Raw genomic sequence first — 23,529 nt, forward strand, 5'->3', positions numbered from 1 at the left:
CGTTATTGTGGGAAGCCGAAACCGGGATTACCAGTCGACAAGGTTATGGAACAACGAGTTAGCGCCGAAACAGCGGCGCTATAAATTGTCGACCGGACGCACCCAGGGTGACCTGGAAGCCAGCTCCTCTGGCAAACCAGCTGCCGCGGCATTGGCCGCCTCCCGGGTAGGAAATTCCCCATAGAATACCATAAACCAGGGCTGGCCTTGCCTTTCCCCGCGGGTGTAGACCAGATCACCAAGCTGTGAATAGCGGGAAATAACGTTCAGAGCAGTCTGTTCGAGATTGCCGGCCACCAGTTGAATGGTCCAGCCTCCACGCGCCCGAACCTGATCAATCGCCGAAAAATACGCCGGGTTTGCCGGAGTGAAGCTCGGCGCGGCCTCTGGCTCTGGCTCTGGCTCTGGCTCTGGCTCTGGCTCTGGCTCTGGCTCTGGCTCTGGCTCTGGCTCTGGCTCTGGCTCTGGCTCTGGCTCTGGCTCTGGCTCTGGCTCTGGCTCTGGCTCTGGCTCTGGCTCTGGCTCTGGCTCTGGCTCTGGCTCTGGCTCTGGCTCTGGCTCTGGCTCTGGCTCTGGCTCTGGCTGGTCAGCTTCCGGCTCGGTTACCGGCTCTGTCAATACCGTTTCAGGCTCCACGGCAGGCTGGTCCTGCGACGGCTCTTCCGGGGTTGGCACTGAATTCTCTGTTTCAGGCCCAATGGTTATGCTCTTTCTCACCGGCTCCGGGGCTTTTACAGTCTCGCCGGCCACGGATTCATCATACTGGCGCGACACAAACCACCAGGAGCCCGCAAGGAGCACAAGGGCCAGCCCGGGCAAAAGGAACCGCTTCCACGGAACGTGCTTAGGGCGATCGACACTCGGCGAGGCCACCATGTCCAGCCAAACGCCCGGAGTCACACGCTTGAGTCGCGCAAAGCTACCCTGGCTCAGGGCGTGAATTTTGGAGACCCGGGCCGGACTCAGAAGTTCCCCTGCCTTGCCGCCGGCAGCGTGAACCCGTGGTTCCAGATAGGCAACGATTTCATCCCTGGTGAGAGGCCGCAGATGTATCTGGTGGACACTTGTGCTCGCATCATCCAGGCCCATCGACTGGACCAGGCTATCCGTTCCGGCAAACACCGGAACGGCAGAGGAGCCACGCTCTGAAGCCAGATAGGCGGACAGGATAAGCCTTAGCAACTCCGTCGGCGCCCGGTCGGCATCGTCAATCAAAAGGACCATACGCTGGCCCTTTCGGACCCGCGATTCAGACCACTTGAAAAAGCCATAAACCAGGTCTCGGGGGCTGTCTTCCGGGCCGAGATTTGAGCGGGAAACCGCTTTCAGGTCCCGGGCAAGGGCCTGGGCGCTGGTCAGCGCTGCCGCCGGTATACGGTGAAAGTCGAGTCTGGATGATTCGCTGCGGATCAGCTCCGCCAGTATTCGGGTTTTGCCCGAGCCAGCAGCTCCGGTCAATAACAGAGCCATATCACCGAAGCCGCATAGATGGCGCAACGCTTCCAGAGCGTGATGACGCATGGCATCCGGAAAGAACGGCGTCTCCATTTCCAGCGGGTTGGCACGGAGGCTGTAGCGCTGCTGCAACCTGGGGAACAGGCCTCCGCCATCAAGACTGTTCAAGCTTTCTTCAGTCACGGGTCTTCCTTGTCTTCTGGTCCGCTACCAAATCATTGATGCCTTCGGGCCGTCATCATGTCGAGCTGCAAAAACGTGCAAAGGTGAGAGCAAGGTTTTCAGGACTCGCTTCGGATGTGACCACGGCGTCTCCAACCGAACGAAGCAGGACCAGCCTCAAAAGGCCATCCACGTTCTTCTTGTCGACAGCCATCAGACCCATAAAATCATCGGCCGTCATTGCAACCGGGGGCTTATCCGGTAAACCGGCCCGGAGGATCAGTCGGTTTATACGATCACAATCATCACGGCTGATCATCCCTTCAAGCGCGGATAATTCGGCGGCCATCAGCATACCGGTGCCTACTGCTTCCCCGTGCAGCCAGTTGCCGTAACCGGCATAGGTTTCGATCGCGTGGCCGAAGGTGTGACCAAGATTCAGAATCGCCCTGAGGCCACCTTCGCGCTCGTCGAGTGCAACAATTTCGGCCTTGCAAGCGCAGGACCTGAAGATGGCTTCTGCCAGCGCCTCCGGATCAAGACTGACCAATGCATCCATGTGCTCTTCAAGCCAGCCAAGAAAGCCCTGATCCCGGATCAGGCCATATTTGATAACTTCCGCCAGCCCCGCTGACACCTCTCTGGCGGGCAAAGTCTGTAGACTTGCCGTGTCTATCAACACCGCTTGCGGCTGATGGAAAGCCCCAATCATGTTCTTGCCAAGCGGGTGATTGATGCCGGTTTTCCCACCTACAGAAGAGTCGACCTGGGAAAGCAGCGTCGTTGGAATCTGGATGAACGGCACACCACGTTGATAACAGGCTGCTGCAAAACCAGCCATATCCCCGACCACACCTCCACCGAGGGCAACCAGAGTGGTTTTTCGGGTGTGGCGATGTTCAAGGAGACCGTCAAAGATGCTGTTAAGAGTCTGCCAATCCTTGAACTTCTCGCCATCCGGAAGTACGACGGTATCAACCCGCTTTCCCGGAAAGCAGGCTTTCGCCCGCTCAAGATAGAGTGGTGCCACAGTCTCATTGGTAACGATCATGACCTGCGCCCCGGAAACAAAAGCTGACAGATCCTGAGTGCCGAGAAGACCCTCACCGATAAATATGGGGTAGCTGCGTTCACCGAGCTCTACCGAGAGCTCCCGATACCGATTAGACATGGTTGCGACCTTCCTTACGTATCTGCCTTTTGTGACGCGGCGTTTTCGGGTTCAGCCGATTGACCAGCTGACGCACCACCAGCCGGGGACTCTTTCTGTCCGTGAACATGATGATGTCCGCGAGACTTGAATACAGCGGATCGCGGATTGAGAAAAGTTTCCGCAAGACCGCCTCAGGGTCGTCGTTCTGTAGCAAAGGCCGATTGCGGTCCTTGCGTGTTCGCTCTACCTGCTGCTCTATGGATGTTTTCAGATAGATGACCGTTGCATCTCTCTTGAGAATCGGGTGGTTTTCCTGGCGCATCACAGCTCCGCCACCAGTAGCCAGCACGGTTCGGTCCTCGTGGGACAGCTCGTCCAGCATGGCTGTTTCCCGCAAACGGAATCCATCCTCGCCCTCAACATCAAAAATCCACGGAATGTTAGCCCCGCACCGCTCTTCAATGATGCGATCAGAATCAAGAAAACGATAGCCGAGCTCTTTGGCGAGCATCCGGCCAATCGTGCTTTTCCCTGCTCCCATGGGGCCAACCAGGACAACGCGTTTCGGCAAAGACATAACTTCCGCTCAGTTTTGTTCAGGCGGGTGAGAATATCACAGGGCCCGTGATTGCATAAGTTCAGGAGCCGTCTCGGGCCAATTTCGGGCACAAAAAAGCCGCCGGTTTTAAGCGGCGGCTTTTTTACTGCACAGATTAACGAAGCAGATCGTTCTTGATGATCTTCGGCGTAATAAAGATCAACAGTTCGCTACGCTCGTCAATGTGTTCGGTGCGCTTGAAGATACGACCCAGGTAAGGAATATCTCCCAGGAACGGGGTCTTGGTGGTCTGGGTCGCAACTTCCGACTGGAAGATTCCGCCAAGAACCACTGTTTCGCCATTGCCGACCAGAACCTGTGTTGTTACCGAGTTGGTGTTGATGGACGGGATACCAGCAGTCACCTCACCCCGGGAGTCCTGATTGACCACCAGGTCCATGATGATCTTGTCATCAGGTGTAATCTGCGGCGTGACCTCGAGCGAGAGCACGGCTTCCTTGAATGAAACAGACGTCGCACCGCTTGAGGACGCTTCCTGATAAGGGATCTCCTCACCAGACTTGATCGACGCCGTCTGGCGATCGGCAGTTACAACGCGTGGCTGGGAGACCACTTCAGCCTGACCATCGCTCTCAAGGGCCGAGAGTTCAAGATCCACCAGGAAGTCGTCGCTGCCCCAACCGATTGCGAAGGAGGACGCTCCGTCACCACTCACTCCCAGATCTACCGCAAGTGCGCCGGGGAAAGACGTCTGGAAAGATCCCGGAGTCGCGGCGGAATCACGGGCATCTTGCACGCCATCAAGACCACCGCCGACCGAAAAGATGTTGTCTCCGCTAATGTCATATGCTGCGCCACCCCAGCGAACACCAAGGTTCTCAGCTACGTTGGTCTGGGCACGCACAATCCGGGCCTCAATAGAGACCTGCCGTACCGGCACATCCCATGTAGAGACCAGGCGGCGGATTTCATCAAGCTTTTCTGCAGTCTCACGAACACTGATGGTGTTGGTGCGGACATCCGAGGAAACGAAACCGCGATCAGAGATCAGTTCTTCGTCCTCTTGAATCAACCCAACGATATCGGCTGCCTTTGCGTAATTTACCTGAATAATATCCAGGCGAACCGGTGCCAATTCGGCGATCTGCTTGTTGGTCTCGAGCTCCAGCTTCTCCCTAGCTGCAATTTCATCGGCAGGGGCTACCAGCAACACATTACCGATCTGACGCTTATCAAGACCTTTGGTCTTCAGGATCAGATCAAGCGCCTGATCCCAGGGTACATTCTGAAGTCGCAGAGTGATGCTGCCACCTACGGTGTCACTGGCCACCAGATTCAGTCCGGTGAAGTCGGCGATCAACTGGAGCACCGAGCGCACTTCGATATCCTGGAAATTCAGGGACAGCTTGTCGCCGGTATACGGGAACTTCTCTTCCCGGCGGGATTCCGCTTCTTCCTGACTCAGCTCCTCGACACTGACGGTAAACTGAGTGCCAGACTGGTAAGCGATGTAGTCGTAGTTGCCCTGGGGGCTGATCTCAACAACGGCATTGCCATCTTCCACAAAGGTGTCAATGCGAGTAACCGGCGTGGCGAAATCCGTCACGTCGAGCCGGCGCCGCAGATCTGCAGGCACCGCAATACCATTCATCGTAAGACGAATTTTGCCGGAACGCTCTGTCAGGTCGACTGGCGTGCTGGAGCTGCCAAGATCCACAAGCACACGTCCTTCGCCGTCTTTGCCACGACGGAAATCGACGCCGGCAAGAGTATTGGATGGTGCCGCGTTGGTTGTTCCACTGCTCTGTGAAGAGGAGGTTGAGGCGCTGGCAACAACTCCCTCAGACTGCCCACCAATCGTCATGACCAGGGAGTTACCAGAACGAACTGTGTCATAGGGCACCAGCTCGACAAGGTTGAAAATCAACCGTGTTCGATCCTTGGTTTCGACCACGGTCATGCTCTGGGCATTACCCGACCCCAGAGGCACGCTTCGGCTATCAAGACCACTGGTCGTATCCCGAAGATCCACCGCGATCCGAGCGGGGCGCTCAATGGTGTAACCGGAGGGTTCCGGTGGCGCCCCATCAAATTGCAGTGTCACCTCAAGCCGCTCGCCCGGTAGCGACGAAAACGACACGTCTTCCAGCGTGACCGCGTTGGCCAGGCCGGATAACAACCCAAAAGCAATCACGCTGACGTATACATTGAGTTTTCTGAACATCGCTAGCCTCGACCCTAAACTTTTTTGTACGTGCATGTTTCTTTCAACTTTCATCCAGCCGCTCCTTAGCCTGCGCCCTCTTCCAGGGTCAGGGAGCGAGGACGCTCTACCCAGCCACCCCGGCCATTGGGAACGATTTCAATGAGCTCGATACGGGTTTCACTAACGCCCACAATGCGACCGTAGTTCTGCCCCATGTAATTTCCCGTGCGGACTCGATGGATCCCGCCGGTATCGTCTTCAATCAGAGCAAACAGATTACCCGATGCACCCTGAAGCGTGCCGACCATTTGAAGTGCTTTCAGGTCAAAATTCTCGAGAACCTCTCTGGGACGATCCAGATCCGGCTCCACATCACTGATCGGCTGTTCGTCCACCATAGTGAGCTGGACATCAATCGGCGGCTCAAAGGGCGCCCGACGATCTGCCGCTGAGTAACTGAAAGCTTCGTACGCCTTGAACTCCGGCAAGGGCTCAACATACCCTCTCGGTTTTGCCCGCGTCTCGGCCATGAACTGATCAAGATCTGAAAATCCGCTGCCCTGGGAGCATGCTGTCAGGAGAGACACCAGACACACACCCAGCCAGGCTTTTACCGCATGCTTTCCTGTCATGCTCATTCTCCAGCCCGGTAGCGGTAAGTACGAGCCAAAACCTGCATATCAAGCCGGTCCGCATCTCCGCCAGTTGGTTTTATCGTCAAGTCGTGTAGCGTTACGATCCGTGGAAGGCTGGCAACGCTGCTGACAAATGATGCCAGCTCATGGTAAGAACCGGACACCCGAATATTGATTGGCAGCTCGGAATAGAAGTCCCGACGCTGTTCCGGTTGCAGCTTCACTTCCTGAAGTGCCAAACCACTACCCAAAGCCGTATTCGTAATGTCTTCAAGCAATCCTGGCACTTCGGTCTCACTTGGCAGCTGTCTTACCAGGGCGCCAAAGGTTTCTTCCATTTCCGCCATCTGGGCCTTGAAAACCTCAAGGTTTGCAACCTGATAGGCTTTCTCTTCATAAGTTTTCCGGAGTTCCTGCTCGGTGCGCTCTACACGCTCAAGTTGAGCATACTGATCCTTGATAAAGAACCAGTAACCACCTCCGGCAATCAGCCCGAAGATAATCAGAACTACGATGAACTTGATTGGAGCAGGCCAGATACCCGCGTTATTGACATCAAGGTCGTTGATATCAAATTCATTGAGACTTTTCAGAGAGTCCGCGAGGCTCATTACTTATCCTCCCCTTCGGGCTCGGGCGTTTTCTGTTTAACCGATAGATTGAACTGGCTGTAACCGGCCCGGCGACTATCAGCTGCGGAGACATTCGAGAGGTTGGGATCCGTGAACCATTCGGAGTCCTCGAACTGGCGCATAAGCGTGGAAACCCGACTGTTAGACTCTGCCATCCCTACAATATCAACGCGCTCGCCGGTTCGCTTGAGATCGGTGTAGAACAAGCCATCGGGCAATGTCCGCACCAGTTCGTCGAAGACGCGCACGATCACGGGTCGCTTGCCCTGGAGATCCTGTATAACCTGCATTCTGGCAAGGAGCTCATCCCGCTTGCGCTTGAGGTTTTCGATCTCCTTGATCTGCTGATCCAGCTTTTTGGTGGCGGTCTCGATGTAGGCGTTGCGGGATTGCTGGTAGGCAATCCGGCTATCCATATCGGTTTTCCAGAGGAAGACCAGGCCGCCAGCAATAATCGCAGCGCCCAGAATCATGACCACGAACTGTTTCTGTTTCTCGGCGCGAAGCTCTTCGCGCCATGGTCGTAGGTTAATCTTTGCCATCAGTCGAAGCTCCTCATTGCCAGGCCGCAGGCAATCATCAGGGAGGGCGCATCATTACTCAGTGCCGACGCGTTCACCTTCGAACCTACCGCCATATCTGCAAAAGGATTCGCGACCATGGTCGGCGTTCCCGTTTTTTCTTCGACCATTTCAGTGAGCCCCTGAATCGAGGCCGTGCCTCCGGCCAGAACCACGTAATCGACGGCATTGTATTGACTGGCACCAAAGAAGAACTGAAGCGCGCGGGCAACCTGCTGCACGACAGCCTCGCGGAACGGCGTAAGCACTTCTGACTCGTAATCGTCAGGCAGTCCGCCCTGTTTTTTCGCAAGACCGGCTTCCTCGAGCGACAAACCGTATCGGCGCTGGATTTCCTCGGTCAGCTGTTTGCCACCGAAAATCTGCTCTCGCGTATAAACGGTCTTGCCACCGGCCAGAACACTCAGCGTGGTCATGGTCGCGCCAATGTCCACGATCGCTACCACCAGCTCCTCTCCCTGAGAGTCCAGCTGAGGCTCGATCAGTGCGTAGGCACGCTCAAGGGCATAGGCTTCAACGTCAACCACCTTGGTAGTCAGTGAAGCAATCTCGAGTGCATCCTCGCGGATGTCGACGTTTTCCTTCCGGCAAGCAGCCAGAAGCACATCCACCTGGTCGGGGTTGTTCTCGGAAGGTCCCTGAACCTCGAAGTCGATCGCCACTTCATCCAGCGGGTATGGAATATATTGATCGGCCTCAAGGGCAATCTGATCTTCCATCTCGAATTCGTTCAGGCCGCCATCCATCTGGATAAGCTTGGTAATAACCGCAGAACCAGAGACCGCAACAGCCACCTGTTTGACACCAGAACGGGACTTGGAAGCTACGCGCTTCATTACCTCGCCCACAGCTTCTACGTCCGTAATATTCTTTTCCACCACGGCATTGGCCGGCAAAGGCTCCACCGCGTAGCTTTCGACCTTATAACGGTCGCCCTGCTTCGATAGCTCCAGAAGTTTGACCGAGCTGGAGCTTATATCCACGCCCAGCACTGCACTGGATTTCTTTCCTAATCCAAACACGCGCTCACCCTATACCTGGTTAGATGCACCCGGTTACGTAACTTATGTGTTTTTTATTTAAGAGAATTTCTTCACCATTCCGTCTACAATGCGTGTTCTTCTTTAGTTGAGAACTATTGCAGCGGTGAAGCACCTCTTCCATCCTAAAGCAATTTCTCAAATGATAGACCTATATCCAACAGTTGTCAGAAAAAAATGTCTCATTTGTTGCGCACATCTCGCCTTTTTGCCTGGTTGTTTCTTACCGGACTGAGTGTCGCCGTTATCGTAACCTCAGGCTTCTATCTTTACCTTCGCCCTGGCCTTCCGCCGGTACATCAGCTTCTGGACATCAAGCTTCAGACGCCATTACGGGTCTATAGCAAAGACAACAGATTAATAGCAGAATTCGGTGAAAAGAGAAGGGCACCCATCACAATCGAACAGATCCCAACAATTCAGTTACAAGCCTTTATGGCAGCTGAAGACTCGCGTTTTTACGAGCACTTCGGGGTCGACATCAAAGGCCTGGCGCGGGCTGCAATCGAACTGGTCTCTACCGGCGAGATCCAGTCCGGGGGCAGTACCATCACAATGCAGGTTGCAAAAAATTACTTTTTGTCACGGGACAGAACCTTTATCCGGAAGTTCAACGAGATACTTCTGGCTCTTCAGATCGAACGTGAACTGGATAAAAACCGCATTCTCGAGCTCTATCTGAACAAGATCTATCTGGGCAATCGGGCCTACGGAATTGCCGCCGCTGCACAGGTTTATTACAACAAGCCGGTCTCGGAACTGTCCCTGGCCCAGATGGCCATGCTCGCCGGCTTGCCAAAAGCGCCCTCGGCATTCAACCCCCTGGCCAATCCGGACCGTGCGATGATCCGGCGCAACTGGATTCTCGGACGAATGCGCGACCTGGGATACATCACTCCGGATGCCCACGAACTTGCTGTTTCCGCCCCCATTACTGCCAGCTACAACAGCACGGAGACTGAAGTCGACGCCGACTATGTTGCCGAAATGGCGAGATCCGAGATGGTTCGGCGGTTCGGCGAGGACGCCTACACCGATGGCTACACCGTCACCCTCACAGTTGACGGCAAGAAACAGCAGGTTGCCACAGAGGCATTAAGAGACGGCCTTGAAGCCTATGATCGGCGCCACGGCTTCAGGGGCCCCATTGGGCAGATTGATCAGGAAACCCTCGCCGAGAGTGAGCCATCAGATCTGATCCTGAACTACCCTCGCGTGGAGTCCCTGCTTCCCGCAATCGTCACAGAGGTTGACGACGAATCCGGCAAAGTGGCGGTGCACGCGCGCCGCATCGGCCCCGCCACCATGGCTTTCGAAACCATGACCTGGGCGAGGCGCTACAAAACTGAAAATCTCACAGGCCCTGAGCCTGAGAAGCCCTCCGATGTTGTGGCTCCCGGCGACGTTATCTATGTGCGCGCCCAGAACCCGGAATCGGCCTCGCCAGAGCCAGAAGCCAACGGGAACGAATCCCCGACTGAGCAGTCGGAGCAGCTCGCTGAAGCCTCTGTTGCGCTTGCTCAAATCCCGAGGGTTGAAGGCGCGCTCATTTCACTGAAAGCCAAAACCGGCGCCATTGAGGCACTGAGCGGAGGCTACAGTTTTGGTCAGAGCAAATATAACCGTGCCATACAGGCAAGACGACAGCCTGGTTCCACCTTCAAGCCCTTTCTTTATCTGAGCGCTCTGGAAAGCGGCATGACACCGGCGACCATCTACAACGATGCGCCGATTGTCTTCGATGACTCGGAACTGGAGACTGCCTGGCGCCCCCAGAACTCCTCCGGACAGTTCTATGGCCCAACCCGCCTGCGGGAAGCACTCTATCGCTCACGCAACCTGGTCTCAATCCGACTGCTGCGCGACCTGGGCATCCAGAACACGCTGGATTACCTGGCACAACTGGAAATCCCGGTAGAAAACATGCCGGACGATCTGTCACTCTCCCTGGGCAGCGGGCAGCTTACTCCCATGGAACTTGCCCGAGGCATGGCCGTGATTGCCAACGGAGGCTACGACGTTGAACCCTACCTCATCGAGACTATCACTGACTTTAGCGGTGAGACCATTTACCAGGCGCCGAAAACCGTTCTGTGCGACAAAGACTGCGACGACGATACAGCACAGGAACCATCGGGCGAGCAAGAAGGCTCGCCAAACACCGGCGCCAATGTCTCTGAAACAAGTGAGGACTCGCCCGAGGTTCGGGTTATGCCCAGACTGGCGGACGAACGCTCGGTCTTTATTCTGCATTCAATGATGCAGGACGTCATTCGTCGCGGTACCGGCAGACGGGCGCTAGCCCTTGGCCGGGATGACATCGCCGGTAAAACCGGCACCACCAACGAACAGAAAGACACCTGGTTTGCCGGCTTTAATCACGAAGTGGCCACAACCACCTGGGTCGGATTCGACCAACCGGCACCTTTGGGCAGACGCGAGTTTGGCGCCAGCACCGCGCTCCCCATCTGGCTGGACTATATGGAAGTAGCGCTCGAAGGGGCACCCTCTTCCTTCATGCCTCGACCCAATGGCATCGTCAATATCCGGATCAACCCCGAAACCGGACAGCGCGCAAGACCGGGCGAGGATGGCATTTTCGAGGTCTTCCGGGAAGAGGATGCGCCACCGCCCCTGACATCCGAAACCGAGAACGACCGCAATGGAGGCTCCGAGGAAGACGACCTGTCAAGGCGAATCTTCTGAGATCAGGAGCAGGCACAAAAAAACCGGCGGGATCACCGCCGGTTTTTTTATACCCTGGATGACAGATCAGATAATGTCGTCCATTGACTTCAGCGGGTAGTGCGCAGGGTATGGATTACGTGCAACGCCGGAATCCACGGCAGCGCGAGCAACGGCGGCCGGCACAACTTCCAGCAAGCGGACGTCCATCGGCTTGGGAATGATGTACTCTTTCCCGAACTCGAAACTCTCCACACCGTATGCCTCGCAAATTTCCTGAGGCACAGGCTCCTTGGCCAGCTCACGGATTGCATTGACGGCCGCCACCTTCATTTCCTCGTTGATCGCGGTGGCACGAACGTCCAGCGCTCCACGGAAAATGAACGGGAAACCCAACACATTGTTAACCTGGTTCGGATAATCAGAGCGACCGGTGGCCATGATCAGATCATCGCGGGTTGCCAGGGCAATTTCCGGGCTAATCTCCGGATCCGGGTTGGAGCAGGCGAAAACGATCGGCTTGGGAGCCATTTTCTTGAGCTGTTCAGCAGTCAGGAGATCCGGACCGGACAGCCCCAGGAATACGTCAGCACCATCAATCGCGTCGTCCAGAGTGCGCTTGTCCGTGTCGTTGGCGAACATTGCCTTGTACTGATTCAAATCATCACGACCAGAGTGGATCACACCCTTGCGGTCAAGCATGAAGATGTTCTCAGAACGAATACCGCAGCTGATCAGAATCTTCATGCAGGCAATGGCGGCAGCACCGGCACCCAGGCAGACCACCCTCGCCTCTTCAATCTTTTTGCCCTGCAGCTCGAGGGCATTGATCATGCCGGCTGCAGTTACGATGGCAGTACCATGCTGGTCATCGTGGAAGATGGGCACGTTGCACTTTTCGATCAGCGCGCGCTCAATTTCAAAGCACTCGGGCGCTTTGATGTCTTCCAGATTGATACCACCGAAGGTATCTGCAATACGCTCAACTGTTTCGATAAACGCCTGCGGGCTCTCGGAATTGACTTCAATATCGAAGACATCAATTCCGGCAAAGCGCTTGAACAGTACGCCCTTGCCTTCCATAACCGGCTTGCTTGCCAGCGGACCCAGGTTACCCAGACCAAGAATCGCAGAACCATCAGAGATGACAGCCACCAGGTTGCCCTTGGCAGTGTACTTGTATGCGTTCTCCGGGTCCTTTGCGATCTCGCGGACCGGTTCGGCAACCCCGGGGCTATACGCCAGGGAAAGGTCGCGGGAGGTCTTGGTTGGCTTGGTGATTTCGACACTCAGCTTACCAGGCCGCGGCTTGGCGTGATATTCAAGGGCTGCTTCTTTCAGATCTTGAGACATTGCCACTGTTCCGTTTGTCACGTTTAAAGGTAGTGAACCGCCGAAGCCAGAGAGCCTCAGATCAACTCCGAATCGAAGGCCCCTACTCGGCGGAGCGCGCCATTATGGCCCGCCAGCCCGGAAACGACAAGTGCCTCATGAACATTTTGTGAACAGTCAATAGGGCTAATTGCGTATGTATCTTATAGATACACTCTGACAACCGAGCACAAAAAAAGCGCCCGAAGGCGCTTTTCCCGAATCCAGCTCGATCAGTCTTTCTTGGCGCCGATGCGACCACCGAAACGCTTCTGGAAACGGTCGATACGACCACCGGTATCCATAACTTTCTGCTTGCCGGTGTAGAATGGGTGGCACTGGGAACACACATCCAGCTGCAGATCATGGGTGTAGGTAGAACGAGTCTTGAATGTATTACCGCAAGAGCAGGTCGCAGTAATCTCTTCGTACTTCGGGTGGATACCTTCTTTCATGGCGAACCTCGTTAGGTCATGCCGCTACCTGATCACGGGGCATCGAATCTGCCCAGGCGCCAGGCACCGCACGTTTGAATCAATTGAGAAGACGGGGCACAATCATGCCCTGCCGGAAACAGACCGCGAATCTTACTTGCAATTAGTTCTGCAGGCAAGCACCACACTGACTTCCGGACTCGCCCACCTTGGATTTCGCGGCAGGCCGCCGACTAGACAGGATAAGGAAAAACCGTGACACCCGTCATCCCGTGGAGCACTCAGTGCCGTTGATCGCACGCATTGCCTTGAATCGTCCCCTGCGTCGACTCTTCGATTACATTATCCCGGAAGGCCTTGAACTGACGCCTGGTCAGAGGGTGCGAATACCCTTTGGCCGGCAGCAGGCAACGGGTCTTGTTGTTCAGGTGGGCGTTGAGCCTCCTCCCGGCATCACTCTCAAGGCTGTGGCAGGGGCAATGGAAAACTGGCCTGCATTGCCCGTGGAAACCTTCAAGCTTCTCAGTTGGGCAAGCGACTATTACCAGCATCCGCTCGGCGAATGCCTGTTTACTGCCCTGCCCCCAGCACTAAGACGAGGGCGCATTGCAGAGGAAAAAAAGGATCAGTGGTGGCTGGCAATCGACAGCGGCTCGACGATTCCCGCGAATGCGCATAAACAAAAAGCCCTTTGGGATTGGCTGAACCAGCGATCCAACGGCGCCCCGACAACCGATATTCTGAGGGCGGGATTCAACCGGGCGCAACTCAAGGCACTGCAGGAGAAGCAACTGATCGAGGTTGTCTCGCCAGCCCGACCGGCGGATTTCAATGAAGCCCCCGAGCTGCTGGCCCGCCGACCCAGATTATCCGAGGCGCAGACATCTGCCGCAGAGCAGCTGGCTACCCCGGACGAAGGGTTTTCCGCCTTCCTTCTGTACGGCATCACCGGTAGCGGAAAAACCGAGATCTACCTTCATTACCTGAAAGAACACCTGGGAAATCAGGATCAGGCCCTGGTACTGGTTCCGGAGATCAATCTGACGCCCCAAACGGTCGCCCGATTCCAGCGCTATTTTGGCGCACGGATTGTCGTATGGCACTCAGCGCTGAACGACAGTGAACGTCTGACGACATGGCTGAAAGTGCGGAACGGCGAGCCCGTTATCCTTGTAGGTACGCGATCGGCTGCTTTGCTACCGTTCACCAACCTGCGAACCATCATTGTCGATGAAGAGCACGACAGCTCTTACAAGCAGGGTGAAGGTTTTCGGTACTCCGGCCGGGACCTGGCCGTCTACCGCGCACACCTGAACAAATGCCCCGTAATTCTGGGATCCGCCACTCCGTCGCTGGAATCCGTTCATAATGCAGAGCAGGCCAAATACCATCTGGTAAAGCTTGAAGAGCGCGCCGGCAATGCTGCGCCCCCGGTCATCAGCTTGCTGGATATCCGGAGTCGCCCATTGGAGGGCGGCCTCTCCCGCCCTGCCTTGAATGCCATCGAACAGATTCTGGCAAAAGGTGAGCAGGCGCTGGTTTTCGTCAATCGGCGAGGGTTTGCCCCGGTCATGATGTGCTTTGACTGCGGCCACATGGTTGAATGCCCGCGCTGCGACACTCGCCTGACCTACCACCGCCGGGATCGGGCGATGAGATGCCACCACTGCGACTACCAGACGGCGGCGACCGAGCAGTGCCCAAAGTGCAAGAGTGAGGCCTTCAAACCGGTTGGGCAGGGCACCGAGAGAACGGAGGACATTCTTGCCACGGCTTTCCCGGATACACCGGTGGTGCGAGTGGATCGCGACAGTACGCAGCGCAAAGGCAGCATCCAGGGCATCCTGAACCAGGTAAACACCGGCAAACCGTGCGTGCTTGTGGGCACCCAGATGCTGGCGAAAGGACACGACTTCCCGAATGTCACACTCGTGGTGGTGGTAAACGCGGATGGTGGGCTGTTCAGCGTGGACTTTCGCGCCCCCGAGCAACTCATACAGACCCTTCTGCAGGTCAGTGGCCGCGCCGGACGGGGCACAAAGCCCGGCAAAGTGCTTGTGCAAACCTGCCACAGCGACCACCCGCTGTTAAAGACACTGTGCGAAGGCCACTACCTCGACATCGCCGACCAACTCCTGAAAGAGCGGGAAGAAGGCCAATTCCCGCCATTCCGCGCCATGGCTATCTTCAGGGCAGAAGGCGACACCATGGAGAAAAGCTTGCAAGTGCTGGATACAATTAAGCCCCTCGCGAATACCACAGGCATCGAAACCTGGGGACCGTTGCCAGCCATGATTGCCCGGCGCGCCGACAAGCATCGCGCGCAACTGATCCTCAACGCCCGCAACCGGAAAAAGCTGAACAGCCTGCTTACCGGAATCTGTCAGGAACTGGACCAGAGAAAGCTGCCTGCCGGGGTCAAATGGATGATTGATGTTGATCCGCAGGAAACAGGATAATTTGAGCCGAGACTGCGGAATCCCGAGCCTTTTGCTTGCAGCCAAACTTTCCGCGATAATAGCCGCCTTCTGTTTTCAACGGGCCTCCTGCCCCGAATCCAATTCTCCTGTAAACCGAGTCATCTGACAGCATGAAAGAGACCGTTTCCGATCTGCTCCAGTCTGCACTGGCAGCACTCCAAGCCGATGGCACGCTGCCTGCGGACCAGTCCTTCACTCCACAGGTGGGCAATACCAAGGACAAGTCCCACGGCGATTATGCCTGCAACATTGCCCTGGTTGCCTCGAAAGCGGCTGGCTGCGCGCCCCGCAAACTGGCGGAGGCTCTGATCGAGAACCTGCCTGAGAGCAGTGCGGTGGAGAAGGTGGAGATTGCCGGGCCCGGTTTTATCAACTTCTTTATGAGCACTGCGAGTGCCTTCGAAGTGGTCAATACCATACTGGATGAAGGCGATCGTTTCGGTCGCAACAATCAGGGCCAGGGCGAAAAAGTTCAGGTGGAGTTTGTCTCGGCCAACCCCACAGGCCCCCTCCACGTTGGGCACGGCCGGGGCGCGGCAATCGGCGACTGCCTTTGCCGGCTGCTGGAAGCCAACGGTTACGATGTAACCCGGGAGTTCTACTACAACGACGCCGGGGCGCAGATTGATAACCTGGCGCTCTCAGTCCAGTCGCGGGTGAAAGGTCTTACGCCGGACGACGAGAGCTGGCCGGCGGACGGCTACCGGGGCGATTACATTGTTGATGTTGCCAAGGCCTACCTTGCCGGCGACACCGTTACTGCAGACGATCGGGAAGTGACCGCCAAGGCGGATCCGGAGGACCGCGATGCCATCCGCGAATTCGCCGTCGCCTACCTGCGGCGGGAGCAGGATCTGGACCTGAAAGCCTTCGGGGTTCAGTTCGATGTCTATTTCCTGGAATCCTCCCTGTACGAAGACGGCAAGGTCGAAGCGACGGTCAAGCGCCTGCAGGAAAATGGCTACACCTACGAGCAGGATGGCGCCATGTGGCTGAAGACCACCGAGTTCGGCGATGACAAGGACCGGGTCATGCGCAAGAAGGATGGTGGTTACACCTACTTCCTGCCGGATGTCGCCTATCATCTGGACAAGTGGCAACGGGGCTTCACCACCGTGATTAACGAACAGGGTGCCGATCATCACTCAACCGTTACCCGCGTCCGCGCCGGCTTGCAGGCACTGAATGCCGGCATTCCTCAAGGCTGGCCTGATTACGTGCTGCACCAGATGGTGATGGTGACCCGCTGCGGCCAGGAGGTAAAAATCTCCAAACGCGCGGGCAGCTATGTAACAGTCCGGGACCTGATTGATGAAGTTGGCCGCGATGCCACCCGATTCTTCCTGGCCGCGCGCCGCGTCGATTCACAATTGACCTTCGATATCGATCTGGCTCGCTCCCAGACCAATGAAAACCCGGTCTATTACGTTCAGTATGCCCACGCGCGCATCTGCAGCGTGCTTCGAAAACTGGCCGAGGAAGGTGTAGAGCGCGGCCGCAACGAATGTATTGGCGACCTCTCACTGCTGACGCTTGACGAGGAAAAGGACCTGGCCAACCAGCTGGCCAAGTATCCGGAGCTCATTGCCAATTCCGCCGCGCAACGTGAGCCGCACCATCTCACGCACTACCTGCGGGACCTGGCGGGCCAGTTCCATACGTATTACAACGCCCACAAGGTATTGATCGAAGATACGGCGATTCGTGATGCCAGGGTCAGCCTCTACCTTGCCATCCGGCAGGTTATTGCCAACGGCTTGGACCTGTTGGGCGTCAGCGCACCGGAAGAGATGTAACACGAATGTCCCGAGATTACGCCCGCAAGGACAGGCCCGCCAAAGAGTCGGCCACGTCGCGCACGAAACCGGCGAGGCAGACAAAGCCAAAAGCGGCCCGTCCAAAACCCAAGGCCAGCGCCCGTGCCCAGCACGGCAGTTTGTCACTCAAGTGGATTCTGTCCCTGGCTGCCGTGGGCGGCTTCATCGGGTTTATCTTTTATCTGAACTCCCTGCCTGCAAACCCGGGTTCGCAACCGCAAGCAGTCAGTGAGAAGCCGACCCAGAAATCTGCAAAGACGCCTGCGGAAACAGCCAAGGAAGAAGACAAGCCCGGGTTCCGGTTCTACGAGATGCTGCCGGAATCCGAGGTAGTACCGCCCAAAGTCGAAGAATACACGCCCGGACCGACGCAAACGGATTTCAATTATCTGCTTCAGTCCGGCTCCTTCCGCAGCAAGGAAGACGCGGAACGACAGCGGGCCCAGATCGCTTTCCAGGGTTTGCGGGCAAGCACCCAGAGGATTGATCTGGACAACGGCTCCGTCTGGTACCGTGTCAACGTTGGCCCTTTCACATCCAGAAGCCAGATGAATTCTGCTATCGACAAACTGGTTTCTCTGAATATCCAGCCATTAGTCCGTAAGATCCCCAAGGAAGGCTGATCTTTCGGGCCTGGTGCGAACACCTTGAATTCGCACCAGAAGCCTCCATAACAACGGGATACCAATTTCAATCAGGCAATTGGAGCCCAAATGACTACCATTCTTTCCGTCAGGCGCGATGACGAAGTTGCCATGGGTGGCGACGGCCAGGTTTCCCTCGGCAACACCGTAATGAAAGGCAACGCCCGGAAGGTTCGCCGCCTTTACAACGGCCAAGTGATCGCCGGCTTCGCGGGCGGTACCGCCGATGCCTTCACCCTGTTCGAGCGATTCGAAGCCCAGCTTGAAAAACACCAGGGCAACCTCACCAGGGCTGCGGTGGAATTGGCGAAAGACTGGCGAACTGACCGTGCGCTGCGCCGGCTCGAGGCCTTGCTGGCTGTAGCGGACAAAACCGCCTCGCTGATCATCACCGGCAACGGGGATGTGATTGAGCCGGAACAGGGCCTGATTGCCATCGGGTCTGGCGGCCCCTTTGCCCAGGCTTCAGCCCGGGCCTTACTGGAAAACACAGACCTGTCCGCCCACGAGATAGTTGAGAAAGGTCTGGATATCGCCGCCGACATTTGTATCTACACCAACCACAATCGCACCCTTGAAGTGCTCTCCAAAAACGACTGATCCGGAGCGACCATGTCTGCAATGACTCCCCGTGAGATTGTCCACGAGCTCAACAAACACATCGTGGGCCAGGAAGAAGCCAAGCGGGCGGTGGCTATCGCCCTGAGAAATCGCTGGCGCCGGATGCAGCTGGACAGCAGCCTGCGCGATGAGATCACTCCCAAGAACATCCTGATGATCGGTCCCACGGGTGTGGGTAAAACCGAGATTGCCCGGCGCCTCGCAAAATTGGCCGATGCCCCGTTTCTGAAAGTGGAGGCCACCAAATTCACCGAAGTCGGCTACGTCGGTCGCGACGTGGAATCCATCATTCGTGATCTGGCGGATATGGCCGTCAAGATGCTCCGCGAAGCAGAAATGAAGCGTCACGAAGAACGGGCACTGGACGCGGCGGAAGAGCGCATCCTGGATGCACTGATCCCGCCGCCCCGCGATTTCGGTGAGGACAGCCAACGCAGTTCCGACTCATCCACTCGCCAGCTGTTCCGGAAAAAACTCCGGGAGGGCGAACTGGATGACAAGGAAATCGAGATCGACCTGCGCAATTCCAGCGCCGGAGTCGAAATTATGGCGCCTCCGGGCATGGAGGAGATGACTAATCAGCTGCAGAGCATGTTCTCCAACCTGTCTTCCGACAAGCGCAAAACACGGAAGATGAAGGTTTCGGACGCCCTCAAGCGGGCCAAGGAAGAAGAAGCTGCGAAGCTGGTCAACGAAGAAGAGATCAAACAGAAAGCCATTCAGGCCGTCGAGCAGAATGGCATCGTGTTCGTGGATGAGATCGACAAGGTCGCCAAGCGATCCGAGAATACTTCGTCGGATGTTTCCCGCGAAGGCGTCCAGCGCGATCTGCTCCCGTTAATCGAGGGCAGCACCGTGAGTACGAAATACGGTTCTGTGCGCACCGATCATATTCTGTTCATCGCTTCCGGCGCGTTCCACCTGTCCAAGCCCTCGGACCTGATTCCGGAGCTGCAAGGCCGCTTGCCGATCCGCGTTGAGCTTCAGGCACTGACACCCGAGGACTTCAAACGCATCCTGACCGAACCGGATGCCTCCCTGGTGCAGCAGTACGAAGCGCTGATGCTGACCGAAGGTGTGAAACTGACCTTCCGGGAGGATGCCATTGCACGTATCGCCGAGGTTGCCTGGAAGGTGAACGAGAGCACTGAAAACATCGGTGCCCGTCGGCTGCATACCGTCCTTGAGCGGTTGCTTGAAACCCTGTCCTTCGATGCCGGTGACAAGGTTACCGATGGCTTCGAGGTAACCGCCGAATACGTGGATGAAAAGCTTGGAGAGTTGTCCGAAGACGAGGATCTGAGCCGGTACATTCTGTAGGCGTGAGCGAGGGGGCAGATGACACAGTCATCTGCCCCCTCGCCTACTGAACATTATTGCGCCTTTGAAAAGAGGTGCGAAACGTTAGTCAAGCCACCCGCCAACCGGCCCTTCTCGGCTTTTTTCTTCCTGCCCTTGGCCACATACAGTGGCAGCATTTCGCCGTATAGACTGGTACTGATCGTCCGCTGCTCGTCTTCAAGGCGATCCCGGCGAAGCTTGATGCCATATTTCGCCAGCTTGGGCTCCAGCTGATCTGCACGACTCAGAAGATCCCGCCGTGTCATCTGATAGGCGTGCTCACACACCATTCTACGGGACTGGAAGCTGAATACGTTGGAGAAGAACAGCTTGGCGTCGTCTCGGGTGGGTTCAAACAGCAGAATATCCTTGTCGGGATAATCCCGGGCATACTGGGCAATGCCCGACTGCATCCTTGAGTACACCATGGTCCTGAAGGTCTGTGACAGAACGTTTGGCATACCTGAGCGGGTCAGCTCGCCCGGCTTCATGGAGCCGGCCCGGACCGCCGCACTGGCGTCAATCGGCACCTGGGGATTCACGGCGAAAACCAGGTCGGCACCGTCTTCAAAAGCCACGGAGGCGTGCAAACCCTTGCGCAGTGTACCGTCCACATAATACCGCCCATCGATTTCCACTGGCACATACAACCCCGGCGAGGCAGTGCTGGCCTGAATAGCCTTGGAAATGGGCACATGGTCAAAACCGGGAGCGCCAAAACAGACCGCTTCGGTACTCTCAACATCGGCAGCCACGATGTAGAGGCTGCGCTTGAGCTGACGGAAATCATTGGTGCGCCCGAGCATGGTGAAGGCCCGTTTGAGATACTCATGCAGGCCTTCGTTATCAAACAGCCCGGCCGGCGCTGCCTGGGCCAGGATGGTCATGGCTTCCAGCAGACTCTGATCGTAGGGGTTGTTGACGAAGCGGCTTACCGCCGTGGAAACCAGGCCGGGAATTGCCAGCAATCGACTGCCAATCTCCCGGAAAGCCGGGCGATAGAATACTTCCGGATGGAACGGGTGCACTTCCGCCTCGTTGCGCACGAAAATCCGGCAAAGTTGCGCCGTGGTCATCTGGTTGGCGAGATTCGCCGCCACAAAAGAGCCGCCATTTACACCAACATAAACATCGATGTTGTTGAAATCGAGACCATCAAGTGCCTCATCCAGCGCCCGGAGCGCTCCGATTTCATAAATGCCGCCCAGAGGACCACCGCCACCAAGGGCAAGCCCGATGCGGGGAGCGGGTTTATGGTCAATTGGCGAGCTCATAGCCTTCCCTTTTCCGGATTAAGAATGCGGGCCCGTCGGGCAGGCCGCCGGATAATTCCATTCTCAAGATAACAACCGTATTTAGAGTGCGCACCCTATATTGCCCAAACCCGCACCTGCGATCAGGAAACGGCGGCCTCTGATACCGCCATGGCCGTTGACTTGCCGGGGCGCAGGTAACGGCCGAAGCCGGCATTACGCAACGCCAGGTCGACACAGCTCTTGATCACGTGAGGCGAGTCCAGCAACAACACATCTTCCAATAGCTGAATGGCCCACTCACGGCTGACACTGCGAATCACCGATTTGACCTTCGGCAAGCTGGCGGCGTTCATGGACAGGGAATCGTAACCCATGGCCATCAACAGCAGCGCACCGCCGGGATCACCCGCCAGTTCACCGCAGATGCCAACGGGCTTGCCCACCGAGTGAGCGTCCTGGGCGATTCGCACCAGCGCCTGGAGTACCGCCGGGTGATACGAGTGATAGAGCTGGGCAACCCGGGGATTGTTACGATCCACCGCCAGCAGATACTGGGTCAGGTCGTTGGAACCAACAGAGAGGAAGTCCACCCGGTCCGCCAGCTCCCGGATCTGGTAAACGGCAGCGGGGATTTCGACCATCACGCCCACCTTGGGCATGTGAATGTCGTAACCCTCTTCCCGAACCTCGTGGTACACCCGGTAAATCAGGTGCAGGGACTCCTCCACCTCCGAGATGTTGGAGATCATTGGCAGCATGATCTGGAGGTTATTCAACCCCTCGCTGGCCTTGAGCATGGCCCGAACCTGAACCAGGAAGATCTCCGGGTGGTCGAGGGTAACCCGGATACCCCGCCAGCCCAGGAACGGGTTTTCCTCCTGGATCGGGAAATAGGTCAGCGCCTTGTCGCCGCCAATATCCAGCGTCCGCATGGTAACGGGGCTCGGCGCGAAGGCTTCGAGCTGCTCCCGGTAATACTCTCGCTGCTCCTGCTCTGAGGGGAAGCGGTCCTTAATCATGAAGGGCACTTCGGTCCGGTAAAGACCGATACCCTCGGCACCGTGCGAGAGCGAGCGCACCACATCGGTCATCAACCCGGTGTTCACCAGAAGTGAGACCCGATGGTGATCGGTGGTTTCACAGGGCTTGTCCTTGAGAACTTCAAGCCCGCGAATAAGTTCGTCTTCTTCGTCGCAGATCGCCTGGTAGTAGGACCGGAGGTCTGCCGATGGCGAAGCAAAAATCTGGCCCTCAAAGCCGTCTACGATCAGCTCCTTGCCGTCGAGCTGGTTTACGGGAATATCGACCAGCCCCATAACAGTCGGCACGCCCATGGCGCGTGCCAGAATGGCGACATGAGAGTTACTGGAGCCTTTGACCGACACCAGACCCACCAGCTGCCCCTTGGGGACCTCGCCAAGCATGGCAGGTGTCAGCTCTTCGCTGACCAGGACCGTGCGCTCGGGGTAGTTCAGGTGTTTCTGCTCGCCTTCCTGCAGATGAGACAGCAGACGGCGGCCCAGGTCTCGGATATCAACAGCGCGTTCCTGCAGGTAATGATCGTCCATCATCTCGAAATGACGGATGTACTGCTGGACCACCTGCTTGAGAGCGCCCTGGGCCCAGATCCCTTCCCTGATCTTGTTCGACACCTCACCAGGCATGGCATCGTCGCCCAGCATTCTCAGATAAACATCGAACAGGGCCTGCTCTTCAGGACGCAGCTGCGAAGCCAACCGCTTGGCAACCCGCTCGATATCTTCCCTTACCGCCTTAACCGACGCTCCGAACAGGGCCAGTTCCTGATCAATATCGTCAGTCGGCTTTTCCGGAACCACATCAAGATCAGCCGATGGATAAACGACAACGCCATTGCCGATGGCAACACCTGGAGCACCCGGCACGCCGTTAAAACTAACATCGTGTGCCTCCTCACCGGTCAGGGACAGGCCACTGATGGCGCCGGTGGCTTCACTATGGGCTATGACCCCCGCCAGCTGAGCGGAAACGGTTACCAGGAATGCCTCTTCGCCCTCATCAAAGCACCGGGAACTCTCCCTCTGCTGGACAACGAGCACACCCAACACCCGGCGATGGTGAATGATCGGAACACCCAGGAACGAGCGGAAGCGCTCCTCACCAGTCTCGGGGAAGTAACGATAGCGTGGATGGGAGGGCGCATCCTCGAGGTTGATAGGCTCCTCACGAGAGCCCACCAGGCCGACAAGACCCTCTGAATAGGCCAGGCTCACCTGGCCAACCGCCTTGCGGTAAAGGCCTTCGGTGGCCATCAAAATGTAGCGGTTGGTGGCAGGGTCAAGCAGGTAGACGGAACAGACCTCGGTTCCCATGGCTTTCTGCACCCGCGATACAATGATATCCAGCGCCTCCTGCAGATCGCGGGCGCTGTTTACCTCTTGTACTAGACTTCGCAGAATGCTCAGCATGGCGGTGTCA

18 protein-coding genes are annotated in these 23,529 nt (G+C 56.8%); 6 read left to right on the forward strand and 12 right to left on the reverse strand.

The window, feature by feature from the left end; all coding sequences use genetic code 11:
* Window positions 1-78: 78 nt before the first annotated feature.
* From EDB94_RS19040 to EDB94_RS19075, 8 genes are all read right to left on the reverse strand, one after another.
* Window positions 79-1,638, reverse strand: coding sequence for an SPOR domain-containing protein (locus EDB94_RS19040; protein ID WP_123499307.1), 1,560 nt, complete (start codon window positions 1,636-1,638; stop codon window positions 79-81).
* 55 nt (window positions 1,639-1,693) lie between these two features.
* Window positions 1,694-2,788, reverse strand: coding sequence for a 3-dehydroquinate synthase (gene aroB, locus EDB94_RS19045; RefSeq protein WP_108019250.1), 1,095 nt, complete (start codon window positions 2,786-2,788; stop codon window positions 1,694-1,696).
* Window positions 2,781-3,347, reverse strand: a complete 567-nt coding sequence (gene aroK, locus EDB94_RS19050; protein WP_108019251.1) for a shikimate kinase AroK — start codon at window positions 3,345-3,347, stop codon at window positions 2,781-2,783. The genes aroB and aroK overlap by 8 nt, the downstream gene beginning before the upstream one ends.
* Before the next feature lie 136 nt (window positions 3,348-3,483).
* Window positions 3,484-5,553 (reverse strand): type IV pilus secretin PilQ, encoded by a 2,070-nt coding sequence (gene pilQ, locus EDB94_RS19055; protein WP_181259072.1) that lies wholly within the window; start codon window positions 5,551-5,553, stop codon window positions 3,484-3,486.
* Window positions 5,554-5,618: 65 nt separating this feature from the next.
* Window positions 5,619-6,167: a pilus assembly protein PilP gene (locus EDB94_RS19060; RefSeq protein WP_008170793.1), complete on the reverse strand. Its 549-nt coding sequence runs from the start codon at window positions 6,165-6,167 to the stop codon at window positions 5,619-5,621.
* A gap of 2 nt (window positions 6,168-6,169) precedes the next feature.
* On the reverse strand, window positions 6,170-6,781 hold the full coding sequence (locus EDB94_RS19065) for a type 4a pilus biogenesis protein PilO (RefSeq protein WP_008170795.1): 612 nt from the start codon (window positions 6,779-6,781) through the stop codon (window positions 6,170-6,172).
* Entirely contained in the window at window positions 6,781-7,344 is a 564-nt protein-coding gene (locus EDB94_RS19070) for a PilN domain-containing protein (RefSeq protein WP_053114373.1), read from the reverse strand. Before EDB94_RS19070 ends, EDB94_RS19065 begins: the two co-directional genes overlap by 1 nt.
* On the reverse strand, window positions 7,344-8,405 hold the full coding sequence (locus tag EDB94_RS19075; protein WP_062786515.1) for a pilus assembly protein PilM: 1,062 nt from the start codon (window positions 8,403-8,405) through the stop codon (window positions 7,344-7,346). Before EDB94_RS19075 ends, EDB94_RS19070 begins: the two co-directional genes overlap by 1 nt.
* Window positions 8,406-8,600: 195 nt before the next feature.
* Here EDB94_RS19075 and EDB94_RS19080 point away from each other — a divergent pair, with 195 nt between their 5' ends.
* A complete protein-coding gene (locus EDB94_RS19080; RefSeq protein ID WP_108019253.1) occupies window positions 8,601-11,129 on the forward strand; it encodes a penicillin-binding protein 1A in 2,529 nt (842 codons plus the stop codon).
* Between the two features lie 66 nt (window positions 11,130-11,195).
* Here the strand turns inward: EDB94_RS19080 and EDB94_RS19085 are convergent, their stop codons facing one another.
* Together EDB94_RS19085 and rpmE are read right to left on the reverse strand one after the other, a co-directional pair.
* Window positions 11,196-12,461, reverse strand: coding sequence for a malic enzyme-like NAD(P)-binding protein (locus EDB94_RS19085; RefSeq protein ID WP_053114367.1), 1,266 nt, complete (start codon window positions 12,459-12,461; stop codon window positions 11,196-11,198).
* A gap of 251 nt (window positions 12,462-12,712) precedes the next feature.
* Entirely contained in the window at window positions 12,713-12,934 is a 222-nt protein-coding gene (gene rpmE, locus EDB94_RS19090; RefSeq protein ID WP_008170804.1) for a 50S ribosomal protein L31, read from the reverse strand.
* Window positions 12,935-13,197: 263 nt separating this feature from the next.
* Between rpmE and EDB94_RS19095 the strand changes: the two genes are divergently transcribed.
* From EDB94_RS19095 to hslU, 5 genes are all read left to right on the forward strand, one after another.
* Entirely contained in the window at window positions 13,198-15,372 is a 2,175-nt protein-coding gene (locus EDB94_RS19095) for a primosomal protein N' (RefSeq protein ID WP_085986433.1), read from the forward strand.
* A 131-nt stretch (window positions 15,373-15,503) separates the two neighbouring features.
* Window positions 15,504-17,189 (forward strand): arginine--tRNA ligase, encoded by a 1,686-nt coding sequence (argS, locus tag EDB94_RS19100; protein WP_108019254.1) that lies wholly within the window; start codon window positions 15,504-15,506, stop codon window positions 17,187-17,189.
* A gap of 5 nt (window positions 17,190-17,194) precedes the next feature.
* On the forward strand, window positions 17,195-17,833 hold the full coding sequence (locus EDB94_RS19105; protein ID WP_062786528.1) for an SPOR domain-containing protein: 639 nt from the start codon (window positions 17,195-17,197) through the stop codon (window positions 17,831-17,833).
* Between the two features lie 90 nt (window positions 17,834-17,923).
* Complete coding sequence (gene hslV, locus EDB94_RS19110; protein WP_008170810.1) at window positions 17,924-18,454, forward strand: ATP-dependent protease subunit HslV; 531 nt, start codon at window positions 17,924-17,926, stop codon at window positions 18,452-18,454.
* Window positions 18,455-18,466: 12 nt separating this feature from the next.
* The gene (hslU, locus tag EDB94_RS19115; RefSeq protein ID WP_008170812.1) at window positions 18,467-19,795 is read left to right on the forward strand and encodes an HslU--HslV peptidase ATPase subunit; all 1,329 of its coding nucleotides are present in this window, start codon (window positions 18,467-18,469) and stop codon (window positions 19,793-19,795) included.
* 53 nt (window positions 19,796-19,848) lie between these two features.
* On the opposite strand, the gene EDB94_RS19120 is transcribed toward hslU, so the two are convergent.
* Together EDB94_RS19120 and ptsP are read right to left on the reverse strand one after the other, a co-directional pair.
* Window positions 19,849-21,090, reverse strand: a complete 1,242-nt coding sequence (locus EDB94_RS19120) for a patatin-like phospholipase family protein (protein WP_008170814.1) — start codon at window positions 21,088-21,090, stop codon at window positions 19,849-19,851.
* A 122-nt stretch (window positions 21,091-21,212) separates the two neighbouring features.
* Window positions 21,213-23,519, reverse strand: coding sequence for a phosphoenolpyruvate--protein phosphotransferase (gene ptsP, locus EDB94_RS19125; protein ID WP_014576019.1), 2,307 nt, complete (start codon window positions 23,517-23,519; stop codon window positions 21,213-21,215).
* Between the last annotated feature and the right edge of the window lie 10 nt (window positions 23,520-23,529).

This window comes from Marinobacter sp. 3-2 (assembly GCF_003751355.1).
Classification (GTDB): Bacteria; Pseudomonadota; Gammaproteobacteria; order Pseudomonadales; family Oleiphilaceae; genus Marinobacter; species Marinobacter adhaerens.